The sequence below is a fragment of the Vogesella indigofera genome (genome assembly GCF_003633895.1).
Lineage (GTDB): Bacteria > Pseudomonadota > Gammaproteobacteria > Burkholderiales > Chromobacteriaceae > Vogesella > Vogesella indigofera.
Genome location: NZ_RBID01000013.1, coordinates 140,059 through 157,603, shown reverse-complemented (window position 1 = coordinate 157,603; position 17,545 = coordinate 140,059). Strand labels below are relative to the sequence as shown.

At 67.8% G+C, this 17,545-nt stretch carries 14 protein-coding genes; 5 read left to right on the top strand and 9 right to left on the bottom strand.

The features are described 5' to 3' along the window. Positions 1-115 precede the first annotated feature (115 nt). Positions 116-1,399, top strand: coding sequence for a DUF3422 family protein (locus C8E02_RS06885; RefSeq protein WP_120810219.1), 1,284 nt, complete (start codon positions 116-118; stop codon positions 1,397-1,399). 218 nt (positions 1,400-1,617) lie between these two features. Here the strand turns inward: C8E02_RS06885 and C8E02_RS06880 are convergent, their stop codons facing one another. Together C8E02_RS06880 and C8E02_RS06875 are read right to left on the bottom strand one after the other, a co-directional pair. Continuing rightward, complete coding sequence (locus tag C8E02_RS06880) at positions 1,618-2,166, bottom strand: YfaZ family outer membrane protein (protein WP_047965947.1); 549 nt, start codon at positions 2,164-2,166, stop codon at positions 1,618-1,620. A 28-nt stretch (positions 2,167-2,194) separates the two neighbouring features. Beyond that, the gene (locus C8E02_RS06875) at positions 2,195-2,827 is read right to left on the bottom strand and encodes a YceH family protein (RefSeq protein WP_120810218.1); all 633 of its coding nucleotides are present in this window, start codon (positions 2,825-2,827) and stop codon (positions 2,195-2,197) included. 126 nt (positions 2,828-2,953) lie between these two features. Here C8E02_RS06875 and C8E02_RS06870 point away from each other — a divergent pair, with 126 nt between their 5' ends. Beyond that, entirely contained in the window at positions 2,954-3,721 is a 768-nt protein-coding gene (locus tag C8E02_RS06870) for a TlyA family RNA methyltransferase (protein WP_120810390.1), read from the top strand. A 158-nt stretch (positions 3,722-3,879) separates the two neighbouring features. Here C8E02_RS06870 and C8E02_RS06865 read toward each other — a convergent pair whose 3' ends face one another. Then, a complete protein-coding gene (locus tag C8E02_RS06865; RefSeq protein WP_120810217.1) occupies positions 3,880-4,365 on the bottom strand; it encodes a universal stress protein in 486 nt (161 codons plus the stop codon). Between the two features lie 196 nt (positions 4,366-4,561). Here C8E02_RS06865 and C8E02_RS06860 point away from each other — a divergent pair, with 196 nt between their 5' ends. After that, entirely contained in the window at positions 4,562-4,897 is a 336-nt protein-coding gene (locus C8E02_RS06860) for a hypothetical protein (RefSeq protein WP_147424467.1), read from the top strand. A 66-nt stretch (positions 4,898-4,963) separates the two neighbouring features. Here C8E02_RS06860 and C8E02_RS06855 read toward each other — a convergent pair whose 3' ends face one another. Together C8E02_RS06855 and C8E02_RS06850 are read right to left on the bottom strand one after the other, a co-directional pair. Next, on the bottom strand, positions 4,964-6,316 hold the full coding sequence (locus C8E02_RS06855; protein WP_120810215.1) for a glutamine synthetase family protein: 1,353 nt from the start codon (positions 6,314-6,316) through the stop codon (positions 4,964-4,966). Positions 6,317-6,800: 484 nt separating this feature from the next. Further along, the gene (locus C8E02_RS06850; RefSeq protein WP_120810214.1) at positions 6,801-8,060 is read right to left on the bottom strand and encodes a glutamate-5-semialdehyde dehydrogenase; all 1,260 of its coding nucleotides are present in this window, start codon (positions 8,058-8,060) and stop codon (positions 6,801-6,803) included. Between the two features lie 288 nt (positions 8,061-8,348). Between C8E02_RS06850 and C8E02_RS06845 the strand changes: the two genes are divergently transcribed. Next, positions 8,349-10,250, top strand: coding sequence for a propionate--CoA ligase (locus tag C8E02_RS06845; protein ID WP_120810213.1), 1,902 nt, complete (start codon positions 8,349-8,351; stop codon positions 10,248-10,250). Positions 10,251-10,414: 164 nt separating this feature from the next. Next, positions 10,415-11,149, top strand: coding sequence for a pseudouridine synthase (locus tag C8E02_RS06840; protein WP_120810212.1), 735 nt, complete (start codon positions 10,415-10,417; stop codon positions 11,147-11,149). 155 nt (positions 11,150-11,304) lie between these two features. On the opposite strand, the gene C8E02_RS06835 is transcribed toward C8E02_RS06840, so the two are convergent. From C8E02_RS06835 to C8E02_RS06820, 4 genes are all read right to left on the bottom strand, one after another. Beyond that, positions 11,305-11,685, bottom strand: coding sequence for a cupin domain-containing protein (locus C8E02_RS06835; RefSeq protein ID WP_047965956.1), 381 nt, complete (start codon positions 11,683-11,685; stop codon positions 11,305-11,307). 264 nt (positions 11,686-11,949) lie between these two features. Next, entirely contained in the window at positions 11,950-13,830 is a 1,881-nt protein-coding gene (locus tag C8E02_RS06830; RefSeq protein ID WP_120810211.1) for an MFS transporter, read from the bottom strand. Between the two features lie 241 nt (positions 13,831-14,071). Then, positions 14,072-15,328, bottom strand: a complete 1,257-nt coding sequence (locus C8E02_RS06825; RefSeq protein WP_120810210.1) for a D-amino acid dehydrogenase — start codon at positions 15,326-15,328, stop codon at positions 14,072-14,074. A gap of 102 nt (positions 15,329-15,430) precedes the next feature. Beyond that, positions 15,431-17,539, bottom strand: a complete 2,109-nt coding sequence (locus C8E02_RS06820; RefSeq protein ID WP_245961094.1) for a prolyl oligopeptidase family serine peptidase — start codon at positions 17,537-17,539, stop codon at positions 15,431-15,433. Positions 17,540-17,545: the final 6 nt, after the last annotated feature.

The window sequence follows — 17,545 nt, the reverse complement described above, 5'->3', positions numbered from 1 at the left end:
ATTCCTGAGCGATTGCCGTGCCGCCACGGCTGGCGGGCTGGCGGTGGCCGGTGCCGCCGTTTATGCTGCGGTGCAGATGCCGACAGAGCATCGTCAACTGGACACTGCCTAGATCATGACAACCCTCACCAGCCACCCGTTACGACGGGTGCTCAATGACGAAGCCCATGCTCGTCCCCCGATCGCCATTCCGTCGCCGGCGCGGCTCTCCACGCTGACCCTGCTGTTCGACGACGACGACACCGCGCAACGCGCCGCCTTCATCGAGCTGTTCCGCCGCCTCGGCCTGCCGCTGCCGGATCCGCGCGGCGCGCACCATACCGGCATCGCCGGCGACCTCACCGTGCGCTGGGCGCTGCATACCGAATTCGTGCGCTACACCTTTGTCTTGTCCGGCGACTGCGTCGACCCGTTCGAACGCACCGCGCTGGACCGGCTGCCGAAGGACTGGCTGGCCAGCCTGCCCGGCGAGCTGATGGTGGCGATCCACGCCGTGCTGCTGCCGGCGTCGCAGGAGGCGCCGGCCAGCGAGATCTCGCAGCGCTGGTTCGGCGGCCACGACCTGATCGGCGCCGAGATCGGCGACAACAACGGCGTCGCCTACACCGACCTGCGCCTGCACCCGGACGCACGGCTGACCGAAGGCTTCAGCCGCTACGTGGTGATCGACCGCGACATGGGGCCGTCGCAGTCCGGCCGCATGCTGCAGCGCCTGTTCGAGATCGAGACCTACCGCCTGCTGGCGCTGCTGGCGCTGCCGGAGGCGAAGCGGCAGGCACCGGAATTGAGCCGCCTCGGTACCCAGCTGCGCAGCGTCACCCAGCGTATGGCGGAGCAGAGCGATACCGACGCCTTGCTGTTGGACGAGCTGACCGATCTGGCGGCGCAGGGCGAACAGCTGATCGCCGAGAGCCAGTACCGCTTCGCCGCCGCGCGCGCCTACTACAAGCTGGTGGAGCGGCGCATCACCGAACTGCGCGAAAGCCGGCTGCCGGGGCTGCAGCCGTTCCGCGAATTCATGGAGCGGCGGCTGGTGCCGGCGATGGAGACCTGCGACACCGCGGCCAAGCGCCAGGAGCGTCTGATGGCGCGGCTGCAGCGCAGCACCGCCTTGCTGCGCACGCGGGTGGAGGTGATGCACGAGGCGCAGAACCGTGCGCTCTTGGCGAGCATGAACAAGCGTGCCGCACTGCAGCTGCGGCTGCAGGAGACGGTGGAAGGGCTGTCGGTCGGGGTGCTGACCTACTACGCGATCGGCCTGCTGTCCTATCTGTTCAAGGCCGGCAAGGCGCTGGGCGCGCCGATCAATGCCGAGCTGGCCACCGGGCTGTCGGTGCCGCTGGTGGCGCTGGCGGTGTGGTGGGGCATGCGACGGCTGAAGCGTACCGTGCTGCACTGAGCATCTCTGCTGCCACGGATCGGAGAAGGGGCGACGGCATTAGAAATGGCTGCGGCATGGCGGTTTCCACCAGGTAAACACCGCTTGCCCAGTCGTTGGCGCCTGTTCCCGCGTGAACGCGCCGGATCGTGAACTCGTTTTGAGTGCCAAGGTTGGCCGCAATGCAAACCGGCCCGACAGCATGCTGTCGGGCCGGTTTGTTATCGGGCGCTGCGTGATCAGAACGCGACGCTGACCCCGGCGTAGGCGCCGTCGGCGATGCTGCGGTCACGCTGGCTGTCGTTGCGCTTCACTTCGAACACGCGGTAGCCGGCCTCGACGCCGACCAGCTTCAGCGGGCTCCAGCGCAGGCCGACCATGCTGTCGCTGACCGACTTCACACTGCCGCTGGCGGCCGACGACGGCGCGTAGAAGCCCTGCGCGAACAGCTCGGTGCTGGCCGGCAGGTCGATGGTCAGGCGGCCGCCGACCATGGCGGCGCTGGCGTAACCATCCGACTCCAGATAGGCCAGCTTGCCGCCCAGGTCCAGGCGCAACAGCGCCGGTACCGGCAGGCCGAACAGCACGCCGACGGCGCTGGCCTGCGGCTTGTCGCCCTGCGGTGTGGCCTTGCGCGCCACGATGTGGTCGATGCTGATGCCGGGGCCGAGGCCGGTCGGCATGCGGGTGAGGAAGTCGTAGTCACTGCCGCGGGCGAGGGTGGTGTCGCCGGCAACGGCGGACAGCGGCAGGCAGGCGGCCAGCGCCAGCAGGACAGGTTTCAGCATGATGTTCTCCGGAAAAAGGGGGGCGATGTTACGCCTGTCCGGCGCCGGCTTCCAGCTCGGCGACGCGTTGCAGCAGGCTGGCGACGGTCTGTTCCAGCGCGCTGACCCGTTCGGCGAGACTGTCGTCGCTGGCGTTCGCCGTCGCAGGGGCGGCGGCCACGGCCACCGGATGCAGGGTGTGCACCCAGCGCGCCTCGCGTTCGCCCGGCTGGCGTGGCAGCTTCAGCACCAGCGGCGGGTACTTGTCGGCCAGCGCATTCAGCGCGGTATCGACCTCCTCGACGCTGCCGAAGCTGTACAGGCGTCCGGCACGGGTGCGCAGCTCGGCCGCGGTCTGCGCGCCACGCAGCATCAGCAGCGCCAGTGCGGCCAACCTGGCGCCGTCGATGTTCCACGCGTAGTTGAGGCGGTGTTCGTACTTGGCGACACGGCTACCGGCCGGCAGGCGCTCGTTGACCAGCTTGGCAGCGAGCAGGCTGTCCAGCGTGGCGCTGAGATCGGCCTCGCTCAGCTGCAGCACCGGCTCGCGGCTGGTCAGCTGGTTGCAGGCGGCCAGCAGCGCGTTGAGGGTCAGCGGATAGCTGTCCGGGGTCAGCGCCTGTTTCTCGATCAGCGCGCCGAGGACGCGTACCGCGTGCGGTTCCAGTGTCAGGGTGTCCATTTTGTTCTCCTTGTGGCCATGGCTGCGGCCATCATCGCATCTTATGGTGGCACTGCGGCAGTCTTGACAGCCCGCGGTGCATTGCGCACCCTTGCCGCCCGATTGCCTGTTTGTGGAGTGCGCCTGATGCAACGTGTTGATTTGTTACTGGTCGAGCTGGGTCTGGCGCCATCGCGCACCGCGGCGCAGGCGCTGATTGCCGCCGGGCGGGTCAGTGTCGACGACGGCGGCCAGTTGCGCGACATCGGCAAGGCCAGCCAGAAGCTGCCGGCCGACAGCCGTTTCGTGATCGTGCCGGACGAGGCCGACCGCTACGTGTCGCGCGGCGGGCTGAAGATGGCCGGGGCGCTGGCGCAGGCCGGTTTGCGGATCGACGGCTGGACGGCACTGGATGTCGGCCAGTCTACCGGCGGCTTTTCCGATTGCCTGCTGCAGGCCGGCGCGCGGCGGGTGGTAGGGGTCGATGTCGGCCATGACCAGCTGGCGCCAAGGTTGGCCGCCGATCCGCGCATCGTCGCCTTCGAGGGTGTCAACGCCCGCGCGCTGGACCACGCGGCGCTGCTGGCCGCCAATGACGGCGCGCCGTTCGACCTGATGGTGTGCGACGTGTCGTTCATCTCGCTGGCGCTGGTGTACCCGTCGGCGCTGCCGCTGATCCGGCCGGGCGGCTACCTGCTGAGCCTGGTCAAGCCGCAGTTCGAGGTTGGCCGCGAAGGGCTGGGCCACGGCGGCATCGTGCGCGACGCGCAGCTGTACGCCGGGGTGGAGCAGAGGATCAGTGCGCTGGTGGCCGAACTGGGCTTCCAGCGGCTGGACTGGTTCGACAGCCCGATCAAGGGCGGCGACGGCAACCGCGAGTTCTTCATCTTCGCGCAGCGCCACGCCTCTGCCTGAGCGCGTGCCCACGCTCTCGCGAACTCACGCGAGACAAGCCGAAAACGGCCGAGCAAGCGGCGTTTACCTTGCGGTCAAGCCGCATGCCACCGCCGTTTTCAATGCCGGATCGCCCCGTTGCGACCCGTCGCAGACAATGGTGAACCGGTACTGAACCCTCAGCCTATGCTCGGCAGCGGGTTGTCGTCGTCTTCCGGGTTGCGCACCACCAGCAGTGGCAGCGTGGTCTTGCGCATGATTTCCTCGGCAAAGCTGCCCATCAGCAGGTGACGCCAGCCACGGTGGCCGTGGGTGCCGATCACCAGCAGGTCGCTGGCGACCTGGGTGGCGCAGTCGACCAGCGCCTGCGTCATGCTGCTGCCGCCTTCCGGCGCCTCCAGCAGGAAGCAGTCCGGCTGGGTCACCCCCATCTTCTGCGCGTAGTCGGCGGCCTCGTCGAGGATGGCCTGGCCGCGACCGCGAGCCTCCGCCTGCAGCGCGCCGCTGTCGAGCAGGCCGACGCTTTCGATGGCGAAATCGTGCAGCGACACCACATGCACCAGGGACAGGCGGGCCTTGCTGGCGGCGGCAAGACGAACCGCCTCGATCAGGGCCGGGCGGGCGTTATGGCTGCCGTCGAGGGCAACCGTCAGATGCTGGTACATGCACTTCTCCTTTGCGGGTGAGGGAGTTCGGATCCAGGCGGCAGTGTAACGCGCCGGTCATGTCATTGGAATGGCTGGCGCGGCGACTGGGCGGTGCTGGCAAGGCCGGCCCTCATGCCATTTATAGGTGTTTTCACGGATAGGTTCGCCAGCGATTGCAGATTAGAATCTTGTCATTATTACAGGAGGATATGCCGTGTTCGCTTGGTTCGCTCTCTCTGCATTATTGGTGTTTGCTGCCCTGTACTGGTTGTTCTTTGTCAAGCCGGCGCAGCAGCGGGCCAGGTCCAAGGCCGCCGCCCGTGCCGGTACGGCGCGCTATGCGATGCACGCGCAGACGCAGTCGCTGCAACACGATGTCCACCTCACCGGGCCGGCCTACGGTGCCCTGCTGCGCCTGGCGCGTGGCGACCGGCAGAAGGTCGAATTCTGGATCATCGAAGTGCAGCGGCAGATGCCGGGCCATACGCGCAGCGACGCCATCGCGCTGCTGGCCGAGCGCACCGCGGCGCCAATGGCCGCTACGGCGTAAGCGCCATCCCGTCTTGATCAGCACAGGCCACGGCATTGCCGTGGCCTGTGTCGTTTTCCGCTGCCGTCAGGCCAGTAGCGACAGGTAGCGGCGCTCCCACGGCGTGATCTCGCCGTGAAAATGCTGCAACTCCACTTCCTTCACCGCGGCATAGGCCAGGCTGAATGCCTCGCCGAACAGGCGGCTGACGCTGTCGGCGCCCTGCATTGCCGCCAGCGCCGCGTCCAGCGTGTTGGGCAGCAGCTCGCTGTCCGCCTGCTTGAACACGTTGCCCTGCGCCGGTGCGCTCGGCTGCAGGCCGTCCTCGATGCCGAGCAGGCCGGCGCCGAGGCTGGCCGCCAGCGACAGGTAGGGGTTGGCGTCGCAGCCGGGCAGGCGGTTTTCCACCCGCCGTGCCTCCGGACCGCCCTGCGGGATGCGCAGCCCGACCGAGCGGTTGTCCAGTCCCCACGACACGTTGACCGGTGCCGCCAGCCCCTTGACGAAGCGGCGGTAGGAATTGGGACTCGGGCAGAACAGCGGCATCAGCTTGGGCAGATGGGCCTGCAGGCCGGCGATGAAGTGGTGGAACAGCGCGCTCTCATTGCCGTGGCGGTCGCTGAACACGTTGCTGCCGTCGCGGTCGACCAGGCTCTGGTGCAGGTGCATCGAGCTGCCCGGCTGGCCGGCCAGCGGCTTGGCCATGCACACCACGTTCAGGCCGTGGCGGTTGCCGGTTTCCTTGAGCAGGGTCTTGAACAAAAAGGTCTGGTCAGCCAGCGCCAGCGCGTCGCCGTGCTTGAGGTTGATCTCGAACTGGCTGGGGCCCATCTCGTGTACCCAGGTATCGGTGGCGATGCCGAGCAGCTCGCAGCCGCGGTAGACGTCATCGAAGAACGCTTCCAGATCGTTGAGGGTGGTGAAGCTGAACGAGTCGAAGCCAACCTCGCGCCGGCCGCTGCGCAGCGGCGGTGCCTGGAACGGCTGCGCCGGATCAGGGTTGGCCGCAAAGATGTAGAACTCCAGCTCCGGTGCCACCACCGGCTGCAGCCCGCGCGCGGCGTAGCCGGCCAGCACCCGCTTCAGCGCCGAGCGCGGCGCGAACGGGGTCAGCGCGCCGTCCAGATCGACACAGTCGCACAGCACCAGCGCACGCGGCGTGCTGGCCCACGGCACCGGGCGCAGCGTGGCCATGTCCGGGCGCAGCGTGGCGTCGGGGTCGTTCTCGCCGTAGAAGCGGTAGTCGGGGAATTCGCCGACGCAGCTCTGGATCGCCACCGCGCGCGCGATACGCAGCGTCTGGCCACTGATGAAGGCCTCGCGCGGCAGCGTCTTGCCGCGGGCAAAGCCGCTGACATCGGCAAAGCACAGCTCCACGTCACGACAGCCGCGCTCGCGCAGCCACTGGCTCTGTTCGGTATTGGGTACGACTGGGTACATGCACGACTCCTGAACGGGATGGCGGGGCGCAAGCGCGGTGCCAACGGGCCAGACGATTATGCCTGTGCGGTAATGCAGGGCAAGTATTTTGTTCCGCATGGCGGGACATTGTTTCAAAAAATGGAAATAAACTGCGCATTGCTGCCAAAAACGGGGTTTGTCCTGTCGGCTTGTCCACAGCCCCCTGTTTTCACTGTAGCACTGTGACGGGGAGGGGCCACGCTCGCCTGTGCCGGCCTGCCGCTGTCGGCAAGTGCTTGTCGGCAAAGCGGTTATTGGCGCGTGACGGCCGGTTTTTGCGCGTGCTCATCGCCAGCGGCCACAGCATTGCGCGCTGTGGCCAGTATTGTGCACAGCTTATCCACAGCCGGCTGTGGAGCAGTGGCGCACCTGGCAGCGGCAGACGCGGCAACGGCTGGCGGGCAAGACAATGCGCCGCGGGCAGGGCTGCCGGCGGCGCATCGGGGGGGAGGCTGATGCTGACTTACTGGCGGATCTGGCCGTCGCCGAGCACGATCCACTTCTGGCTGGTGAGGCCGTGCAGGCCGACCGGGCCGCGGGCGTGGATCTTGTCGGTGGAGATGCCGATCTCGGCGCCGAGGCCGTACTCGAAGCCATCGGCAAAGCGGGTGCTGGCGTTCACCATCACGCTGGCGGAATCCACCTCGCGCAGGAAGCGGCGCGCGCGGCCGTAGTCATCGGTGACGATGGCGTCGGTGTGGTGGCTGCCGTAGTGGTTGATGTGCTCGATGGCGTCGTCGATGCCGCCGACCACCTTGATCGCCAGCACCGGCGCCAGGTATTCGGTTTCCCAGTCGGCCTCGGTGGCGGCGACCACCTTGTCGCCGAGGATGCCCTGGGTGCGCTCGCAGCCGCGCAGCTCGACGCCTTTTTCCCAGTACGCCGCGGCCAACCTTGGCAGGATGAACTCGGCAAACGCGGTGTGCACCAGCAGGGTTTCCATGGTGTTGCAGGTGCCATAGCGGTGGGTCTTGGCGTTCAGCGCGATGTTGAACGCCTTGTCCGGATTGGCGGTGTCGTCGATGTAGACGTGGCAGTTGCCGTCCAGATGCTTGATCACCGGCACCCGCGCCTCGCGGCTGATGCGCTCGATCAGGCCCTTGCCGCCGCGCGGCACGATCACGTCGACGAATTCGCTCATGGTGATCAGCTCGCCCACCGCGGCGCGGTCGGTGGTTTCCAGCACCTGCACCGCGTGCAGCGGCAGGTCGGCCACGCGCAGGCCCTCGTGCACGCAGGCGGCGATGGCCTGGTTGCTGTTGAACGCCTCCGAGCCGCCGCGCAGGATCACCGCGTTGCCGGATTTCAGGCACAGGCCGGCGGCGTCGGCGGTCACGTTCGGGCGCGCCTCGTAGATGATGCCGACCACGCCCAGCGGCACGCGCATCTTGCCCAGCTGGATGCCGGACGGACGGTAGGTGAAGTCGTCCATTTCGCCGACCGGATCCGGCAGTGCCGCGATCTGGCGCAGGCCCTCGGCCATGCCGCGCACGGTTTTTTCCGACAGCGTCAGGCGGTCGATCAGCGCTTCTTCCAGTCCGTTCTGGCGCGCGTTTTCCAGATCCACCATGTTGGCCGCAACCAGCCGTTCCAGATCGCGCTCGATGGCGTCGGCGATGGCCAGCAGCGCCTTGTTCTTCTGGTTGGTGTCGGCACGGGCGATGGCGCGGCTGGCCTTGCGCGCGGCCTGGCCGACGACGTTCATGTAATGTTTGATGTCCATGGCTTTGTCCTGTCCTGCGGGCGTTTTCCTAGCGTTACAGCGTACCGCATCTGCCCCGCTTTCGACCAGTGTTGTGCAAGGCCAGTCGGCGGCATCGCCGGCGAATGGCGGGCGGAATGCGGCGCCGGCTCGGCATTTCCGCAACGTCCAATTTCGCGCGGGTCGCCGGCAGGGGGCGTGCGCATTGACCTTGCCCGTCAAAGGGCTTAATTTGTCTGACAAGCAACCGCTTGGTTGTTTGACGCCAGACCGCGCGCCAGACGCGGCAGACACAAGAGAGACCCCGACATGACCTCGTACCACGACTTCCATCGCCGCTCCATCGACGACCCGGCCGGCTTCTGGGCAGAGCAGGCGCAACGCATCCACTGGCACAAGCCGTTCGACAAGGCGCTGCAGTACGACCAGCCGCCGTTCCGCGACTGGTTCGCCGGCGGCGAGACCAACCTCTGCTACAACGCCGTCGACCGCCACCTGGCCGCGCGCGGCGAGCAGGCGGCGCTGGTGTACGTGTCCAGCGAGACCGGCGCCGAGCTGCAGTACAGCTACGCGCAGCTGCACGAGGAAGTGGCGCGTTTCGCCGCCATCCTGCAGGCGCAGGGCGTGGGCAAGGGGGACCGGGTGCTGATCTACATGCCGATGATCCCGGAGGCGATCTTCGCGATGCTGGCCACGGTGCGCCTGGGCGCCATCCACTCGGTGGTGTTCGGCGGCTTCGCCTCCGCCAGCCTCGCCACCCGCATCGAGGATGCCACGCCCAAGGTGATGGTCACCGCCGACGCCGGCCTGCGCGGCGGCAAGGTGATCGCCTACAAGCCGCTGGTGGACGAGGCGTTGACGCTGGCCGGCAGCAGCGCGCCGGGCAAGGTGATCGTGGTCAATCGTGGCCTGGCCGAGGCGCCGATGATGAAGCCGGGGCGCGACCTCGACTACGCCGCGCTGCGCGAACAGCACCTGCACGAGCGCGCCGAGGTGACGTGGGTGGAGTCCAATCACCCCAGCTACATCCTGTACACCTCCGGCACCACCGGCAAACCGAAAGGCGTGCAGCGCGACACCGGCGGCTACGCGGTGGCGCTGGCGGCGAGCATGGACTACATCTACGGCGGCCAGCCGGGCGAGTGCTACTTCTCCACCTCCGACATCGGCTGGGTGGTCGGCCACTCCTACATCGTGTACGGCCCGCTGCTGAACGGCATGACCACGCTGGTGTACGAAGGGCTGCCGATCCGCCCCGACGCCGGCATCTGGTGGCAGCTGGTGGAAAAGTACAAGGTCACGGTGATGTTCTCGGCGCCGACCGCCATCCGCGTGCTGAAAAAGCAGGACCCGGCGTGGCTGCATAAATACGATCTCTCCAGCCTGCGCGCGCTGTTCCTCGCCGGCGAGCCGCTGGACGAGCCGACCGCCAGCTGGATCGCCGCCGAATTGCAGGTGCCGGTGCTGGACAACTACTGGCAGACCGAAACCGGCTGGCCAATGCTGACGCTGTGCAACGGCGTGGAGCCCAAGGCGGTCAAGTTCGGTAGCCCCGGCCTGCCGGTGTACGGCTTCAACGTCAAGCTGTTCAACGAGGCCACCGGCGAGGAGGTCGGCCCCGGCGAGAAGGGCGTGATCGGGGTGATCCCACCGCTGCCGCCGGGCTGCATGAGCACCATCTGGCAGCAGGACCAGCGCTTCGTCGACACCTACTTCAGCCTGTTCCCGGACCAGCTGGTGTACTCCAGCTTCGACTGGGGCATCAAGGATGCTGACGGCTACTTCACCATCCTCGGCCGCACCGACGACGTGATCAACGTCGCCGGCCACCGTCTCGGCACCCGCGAGATCGAGGAAGCCGTTGCCGGCCACAGCGCCATTGCCGAAGTGGCGGTGGTGGGCGTGGAAGACAGCCTCAAGGGCCAGGTGCCGAAGGCGTTTGCGGTGGTGAAAAACCCGGCGCTGCTGGACGATCCGGCCAGCCGTGCCAAGCTGGAGAAGGAAGTGATCGCGCAGGTGGCGGCGCAGCTGGGCGCGATCGCCAACCCGGCGCGGGTGTACTTCGTCAACCAGCTGCCCAAGACCCGCTCCGGCAAGGTGCTGCGCCGCTCGATCCAGGCACTGGCCGAAGGCCGTGATCCGGGCGACCTGACCACGCTCGACGATCCGGCCGGTATCGAGCAGATCCGGCAGAGCATAGCCCAGGCCTGAGCCGGCAGAGCGGCGAGCCGCGACGGATGGCCACACCGGCTGCCGTCGCGGCTTTTTGCCGTCTGGCACGGCTGGTTTTCTGCCGGGTGCGGCCAACGTTGGCCGCACAGCGGCGGCAAAACAGCGGATAATCGTTGCCCGATTCCCTCACTCAGATTGCCGCCATGTCCGACGACACCATCCGCCTTTCCAAACGCATGACCGAACTCGGCCTGTGCTCCCGCCGCGAGGCCGACGAATTCATCGAGCAGGGGCTGGTCAAGGTCGATGGCGTGGTGGTCGACGTGCTCGGCAGCCGCGTGCGTCCGGAGCAGCGCATCGAGCTGGAGGCGCGCGCGCTGAACGAGCAGGCCGAGCGCGTCACCCTGCTGCTGCACAAGCCGGTCGGCTATGTCAGCGGCGCGGCGGAGATGTCCGGCGAGCGCCCGGCGTGGCAGTTGATCAAGGCCGACACCCTGTCGCCATCCGACCGCTCCGGCTACACCTTCTTGCGCAAGCACCAGCTGCACCTCGCCGCCGCCGGGCGGCTGGATGTCGATGCCTCCGGCCTGCTGGTGCTGACCCAGGATGGCCGCGTGTCGCGCAAGCTGCTGTCCGGCGACTGCGAGCAGGAATTCCTGGTGTGGATCGACCGACCGCTGGACGACGCCGGCCTCGCCGCGCTGAAGGCCGGCGTCAACAGCGACGGCGACAGGCTGACCGCGCTGCGCGTCAGCCGCCAGAGCGACAGCCAGCTGTGCTTCGTGCTGCGCGAAGTGCAGCGCCGCCACATCCAGCGCATGTGCGCCGCGGCCGGGCTGCAGGTGAAGGCGGTGCGCCGCATCCGCATCGGCCGCGTGCGGCTGGGCGAGCTGCAGCAGGGGCAGTGGCGCTACCTGACCGAGAACGAGAAATTCTGACACGGTGCCGCGTCACGCGGTGCCGGCAAGCAAAAACCCCTGCCTGAGGCAGGGGTTTTTGTTGGGCGTTTCGCGGTAATTCGCGCCGGCGCCGCGCTCAAAACACTCAAGGTTGGCCGCATCGCCGCTGCGGCCAACCTTGTGCGCGATCTGGCTCAGTCCTTGCGCGCCAGGCGGTCTTCCTCGAACACGGCGAAGGTCTTCTTCGCCGGCTCCACCACTTCCCAGATGCCCTCGAAGCCTTCCGGAATCACGAAGTGCTGGCCGGCGACGATCTCGACCATGCCGCCGTGGTCGTCGTGCATGCGCACGCGGCCTTCCAGCAGGGTGCAGAACTCGCACTCGGTGTACTTCACCCGCCACGCGCCGACGCCGCCGGACCACAGGCCGGCGTGGAACTGGCCGGTCGGATCGCTGTAGTGCATCTCGACGGTTTGCTGGCACTCACCGGCCAGGCGGCGCTCCAGCGGCGCGGAGAACGAGTCCGGGGTGATGTCCTGCTGATGGAACAGGACGATATCGTTGGCGTTGGACATTGAACGCTCCTCTGTGGTGTTATTTTCTACAACATGTTGATTATGTTTGACACTTTGGCACAGCTGGCCGCCGGCGGCAAGCCACGGCACCTGATTGTGATCAAATTTTTAGGTGCCCTGGCGCGTGTTCACGATTTCGCACGCTCGCGCGAGACAAGGCGAAAACGACTGGGGAAGCGGCCTTTATCTGAAGATCAGCCCGCATGCCGAAGCCGTACTCACCGCGCAACGTTGCACGAAGCGTAGCCGATCGTGAACAGGCGCTCAGCGCCAGTCGCCACGCAATTCACTGACCGTCTGCTGCAGCGCCGCGGCGCTGACCTCGCTCGCCGCCAGCGCCGGCGCCGCCTTCAGCGCGATGCGCGACCAGAAGCGGCGCGGCCAGCTCAGCATCGCCTTGCCGTAGCGGCGCGAGAAAAAGCTGCCCCACATGCCGCACAGCGCCATCGGCACCACCGGCACCGGCGTGCGCGCCACGATCTCCTCGATGCCGAGCTTGAACAGGCTGATCTCGCCATCGTGGGTGAGCTTGCCCTCCGGGAAGATGCACACCACCTCGCCGGCGGCCAGCGCGGCCGCCACCTCGTCGAAGGCGCGCGCCTTGGCGTGCGGGTCTTCCTTCGCCGGTGCGATCGGGATGGCGCGCGCGGTGCGGAACACGAAGCCGAGCAGCGGGGTGCGGAAGATGTGGTGATCCATCACGAAGCGGATCGGCCGGCGCACCGCGCCGGCGAGGATCAGCGCGTCCATGAAGCTGACGTGGTTGCACACCAGTACGCAGGGGCCATGCTCCGGAATCTGCTCCAGCCCGTGGTGGCGCACGCGGTACAGGGTGTGGGTCAGCAGCCAGATCACGAAGCGCATCAGGAATTCCGGCAGCAGGCTGTAGATGTAGGCGGCCACCACCAGGTTGAGCAGCGCCGCGATCAGCAGCACCGTCGGGATGCTGACACCGTTCGCCGCCAGCACCGCGGCAAACGCCGCCGACACCACCATGAACAGCGAGTTGAGGATGTTGTTGGCGGCAATGGCACGCGAGCGGAATTCCGGCGCCGAGCGTGACTGCACCAGCGCGTACAGCGGCACGATGTAGAAACCGCCGAACACGCCGATCAGCGCGAAATCGGCCATCAGCCGCCAGTTGCCGGCGCCGGCGATGAAGGCCAGCCAGTCCAGCGTGGCGGCCGCCTGCGGCGGGGTGGCGAAGTACAGGTCGATGCCGAACAGGCACAGCCCCAGCGAGCCGAACGGCACCAGCCCCAGTTCCACCTTGCGCCCGGACAGCCGCTCGCACAGCATCGAGCCGGTGCCGACGCCGAGCGAAAACAGCGTCATCAGCAGCGTGTACACCGTGGCGTCGCCGCCGAGCACGTCGGAGGCGTAGGTCGGCAGCTTGGACAGGTAGATGGCGCCGAGGAACCAGAACCAGGAAATGCCCAGCAGGCTGAGCCATACCGGCCGGCTCTGTTTGGCGTGGCGCACGATGCCCCAGGTCTGGCGCGCAAAGTTCCAGTCTATCGGCAGCGCGGCGGCGGTCGGCGCCGCCGGCGGCATCGCCCGCGCCGCGGCCAGGCCGGCCAGCGCGCAGCCCAGCAGCGCCAGCACGATGCTGATGCGGCTGTCGTCGGCATTGACCAGCACGGTGCCGGCCACCTGGCCGAGTATGATGGACACGAAGGTGCCCATCTCGATCAGGCCGTTGCCGCCGACCAGCTCGCCGGGGCGCAGGTATTGCGGCAGCACGCTGAACTTCAGCGGCCCGAACAGGGTGGAGTGCACCCCCATCAGGAAGATGGTGGACATCAGGATCACGCCGTCGTGTCGCCAGAAGCCCAGCGCCGCCAGCAGCATGATGGCGATTTCCGCCTGTTTCACCAGCCGCGCGATGGCGGCCTTGTCGTACTTCTCGCACAGCTGGCCGGCGGTGGCGGAGAACAGGAAGAAGGGCAGGATGAACAGCGCCGCCGCCAGCTGGATCATCAGCTCCGGCGCCAGCCCCAGCATCTTCATGCCGTGGAAGTTGATCAGCACGATCACCGCGTTTTTCAGCAGGTTGTCGTTGAAGGCGCCGAAAAACTGGGTGATGAACAGCGGCAGGAAGCGCCGGGTGCGGAACAGGTCGAACTGGTTGGGGTGGTGCGACATGGTGCGGCGGGTCTCGGGTGGGCGATGGCAGCATGGTAAGGCAGCCGCCGCGTTGCGGCCAACCTTTGCCGCCGCGCGCACCCGCCGCTTAGCGCGCGTTCACGATCTCGCACGCTCAGGCGAGACAAGGCGAAAACGGCTGAGGAAGCAGCGTTTAGCTGGACAGAAGCAGCATGCCGCCGCCGTTCTTAACGCGTTATCGCCCCATTGAGATCCGCCGCCGCAGACCGTGAACAGGCGCTCACAGCGCGGGGGCGGGGAAGGCGATGTCCGGGGTGCGGCCGGCGATCAGGTCGGCCAGCAGCCGGCCGGAGCCGCAGGCCATGGTCCAGCCCAGCGTGCCGTGGCCGGTGTTCAGCCACAGGTTGCGGTAGCGGCTGGCGCCGATGAAGGGCACGCTGGACGGCGTCACCGGCCGTAGCCCGCACCAGAATTCCGGCGGCGCGCTGTCGCGCAGCTCGGGGAACAGCTGTCGCGTGCGGCGCAACAGCGCGTCGCAGCGCACCGGGTTGAGCGCGAGGTCGAAGCCGGCGAATTCGGCGGTGCCGGCGATGCGCAGCCGCTGTCCCAGCCGCGAGAACACCAGTTTGTACTGGTCGTCGGTGAGGCTGGTCACCGGCGCGACGCTGTCATCCGGCAGCGTCAGCGTGGCGGAGTAGCCCTTGGCCGGAATGACGGGCAAGGACAGCCCCAGCGGGCGCAACAGTTGTGGGCTGTAGCTGCCCAGCGCCAGCACGAAGCCGTCGGCGGTGATGCGCTCGCCGCTGTCGGTGTGCGCGGCGACGATGCGGTCGCCGTCGCGCTCCAGTCGGCGGATGACGGTGTCGAGGCGGAAGCGGACGCCGGCGCGGCGGCAGAATGCTGCCAGCTGGCTGGTGAAGCGCTGCGCGTCGCCGGATTCGTCCTCGGCGGAGAAATCGCCGCCCACCAGCTGGCCGCGGGCACTGGCCAGCGCCGGCTCGATCGCCACGCACTCGTCCGCCGTCAGCGGGCGGCGGTCGCAGCCGTAGTCGCGCATGATGTCGGCGGCGTGCAGCGCCTGCTCGAACTCCCGCGCGTCGGTGTACAGGTGCAGGATGCCGCGCTGCAGCTGGTCGTAGTGCAGGCCGCCCTGTGGTGCCAGTTCGGCGCGCAGCGCCTGCAGGCAGCTGCGGCTGTACTGCGCCAGCGTGGTGATCGGGCCGATGTTGGCGCGGGTGCGCCGTGCGCGGCACTCCAGCAGGAAGCGCCAGCTCCAGCGCCACAGCGCCGGATCGGCACGCAGGCGCAGCAGCAGCGGCGCGTCCTCCTGCCCCAGCCACTGCCAGATCTTGCGCGGCGTGGCCGGATTGGCCCACGGCTCGGCGTGCGACACCGCGATCTGGCCGCCATTGGCGAAGCTGGTTTCCTGCGCGGCGGCACCCTGGCGGTCGATGACGGTGACCTCGTGCCCGGCGCGGGACAGGTACCAGGCACTGGCGACGCCGACCACGCCGGCACCGAGGACGACGATCTTCATGAACGTTCCGGAGTGTAGAGGTGAAGAAAAGCCCGGCAAACGGGCCGGGCTATGGTAACGGGGCTGTGGGTTCGCGGCCAGCGCAAGGTTGGCCGCAAGGGGTCAATCCATCAGCTGGCGGTACAGATAGACCAGCACCCGCGCCAGCTCCTCGGCGGTTTGCTCCTGGCCGGTATTGCCACCATGGCCGCCGCCGCTGGTTTCGAGGAACAGCACTTGGTGGCCGAAGGACTGCATGCGCGCCACCATCTTGCGCGCGTGCGCCGGATGCACGCGGTCGTCCTTGCTGCTGGTGGTGAACAGCGCCAGCGGGTAGTGTGCGTCGGCGCGGACATGGTGGTAGGGCGAGTACGCCGCCAGCGCCGCGCGCTCGTCCTCGTCCTGCGGATCGCCGTACTCGTCGATCCAGCTGGCGCCGGCCAAGAGCTCGGTGTAGCGCAGCATGTCCAGCAGCGGCACCTCGCACACCACCGCGTTGAACAGCTCCGGGCGCTGCACCATGCAGGCGCCGACCAGCAGGCCGCCGTTGCTGCCGCCCTCGATGCCGAGGCGCCGCGCGCTGGTGATGCCGCGTGCGATCAGGTCTTCCGCCACCGCGATGAAATCGTCGAAGCTGACCTGGCGGTGGATGCCCTGCGCCGCCTGGTGCCAGGCGGGGCCGAACTCGCCGCCGCCGCGGATGTTGGCGACCACGAACACGCCGCCCTTTTCCAGCCACTGCGGGCCGAAATTGTCCATGTAGTAGGGCATCATCGGCACCTCGAAGCCGCCGTAGCCGTACAGCAGCGTCGGCGCGCTGCCGTCACGGGTGAGGCCGCCGCGATGGACGATGAAGTAGGGGATCTCGGTGCCGTCTGCGGCGGTCGCGTGCAGCTGCTCGGCCACATAACCGCTCGCGTCGAAGGCCAGCGGCTGCGCGCGCAGCACCTCGGGCTCGCCCCCAGCCAGCAGATCCAGCCGGTACAGCGCGGCCGGGGTCAGGAAATCGCTGTAGCTGTAGTACAAGAGGTCGCTTTGCCACGGCTGGTCGGCGAACTCGATCACCCCGCCGGTGGGCAGCGGGTTGGCGTGCGGCAGCCAGTCGGCGCCCTGGCGGCGCAGGGTCACGAGGCGGCTCTTCACGTTGTCGATCACGATGATGGCCAGCAGGTGCAGCGTCGCCTCCACCATCTCCACCGACTGCCGCGCGCCGGGCACGAACAGCGGCTGGATGCGGCCAACCTTGCCGTTGGCCGCGTCGCAGGCCACCGCCAGCAGGCTGCCGGCGGCGTAGTCTTGTCCATTAACCGCCCAGTCCTCGGCCAGCTTCACGATCAGGTCGCCGTGGCTGTAGGCCTCGATCTCGGCACGCGGCGGCAGCGGCAGCGCGGTCAGCGCAAGGTTGGCCGCAACGTGGTGGTAGGTCTTGCTGTAGAAGCTGTCGGAGGCCTCGATCATGTCGAAGGGCGTGCCGTCGGCGTCGAGAAAACGCCACGCCGCCGCCATCATCGCCTCATCGTCCAGCTGCAGCAGGCACTGCGCCTCGTTCCAGCCCTGGCCACGATGCAGCAGCCACACCTCGCGCGGATAACCGGCGCGGGTCAGTTGCGATTCGTCCCACGCCGGGCACACGAACACGCTGTCCAGATCGCGCCACGCGATGTGGTTCTTGCCGTAGGGGAAGCTGAAGCCGCCGGCGACGAAGGCCTGCGCCTCGACGTCGTACTCGCGGCTGATGGTGGCGTCGGAGCCGCCCGGTGTCAGGCTCAGCAGCGCGCGCGCCGGCTGCTCGGTGTAGTGCGCCACGCCGTCCAGATACCAGTCCACCTCTTCCGCCTCTGCCAGCGCATCGATGTCCAGCACCGTCTGCCAGTCCTGCGAATTGGCGCGGTAGGCGTCCAGGGTGCAGCGGCGGTAGATGCCGCGCGGATGCTCGCCGTCCTGGTGGAAGTTGTACAGCCAGCCGTCGTACTCGGCAAAAAACGGAATCTGCCGCGTATCGCGCAGGTTGGCGAGGATGGATTGTTGCAGCGAGGCAAAGCGCGGGTCGCTGTCGAGCAGGGCACGGGTGGCGTCGTTCTGGCGCGCCACCCATTCCAGCACGGCGGCGTCATCGAGGCTTTCCAGCCACTGGAAGTCATCGGAAGTGTGATCGGTCATGTCGGGGCAGGCAAAGGTTGGCCGCAAGGGCAGCGATGGCGGGATTGTGCGGCAGAAGGGGACGGCGGTCACGCGGGA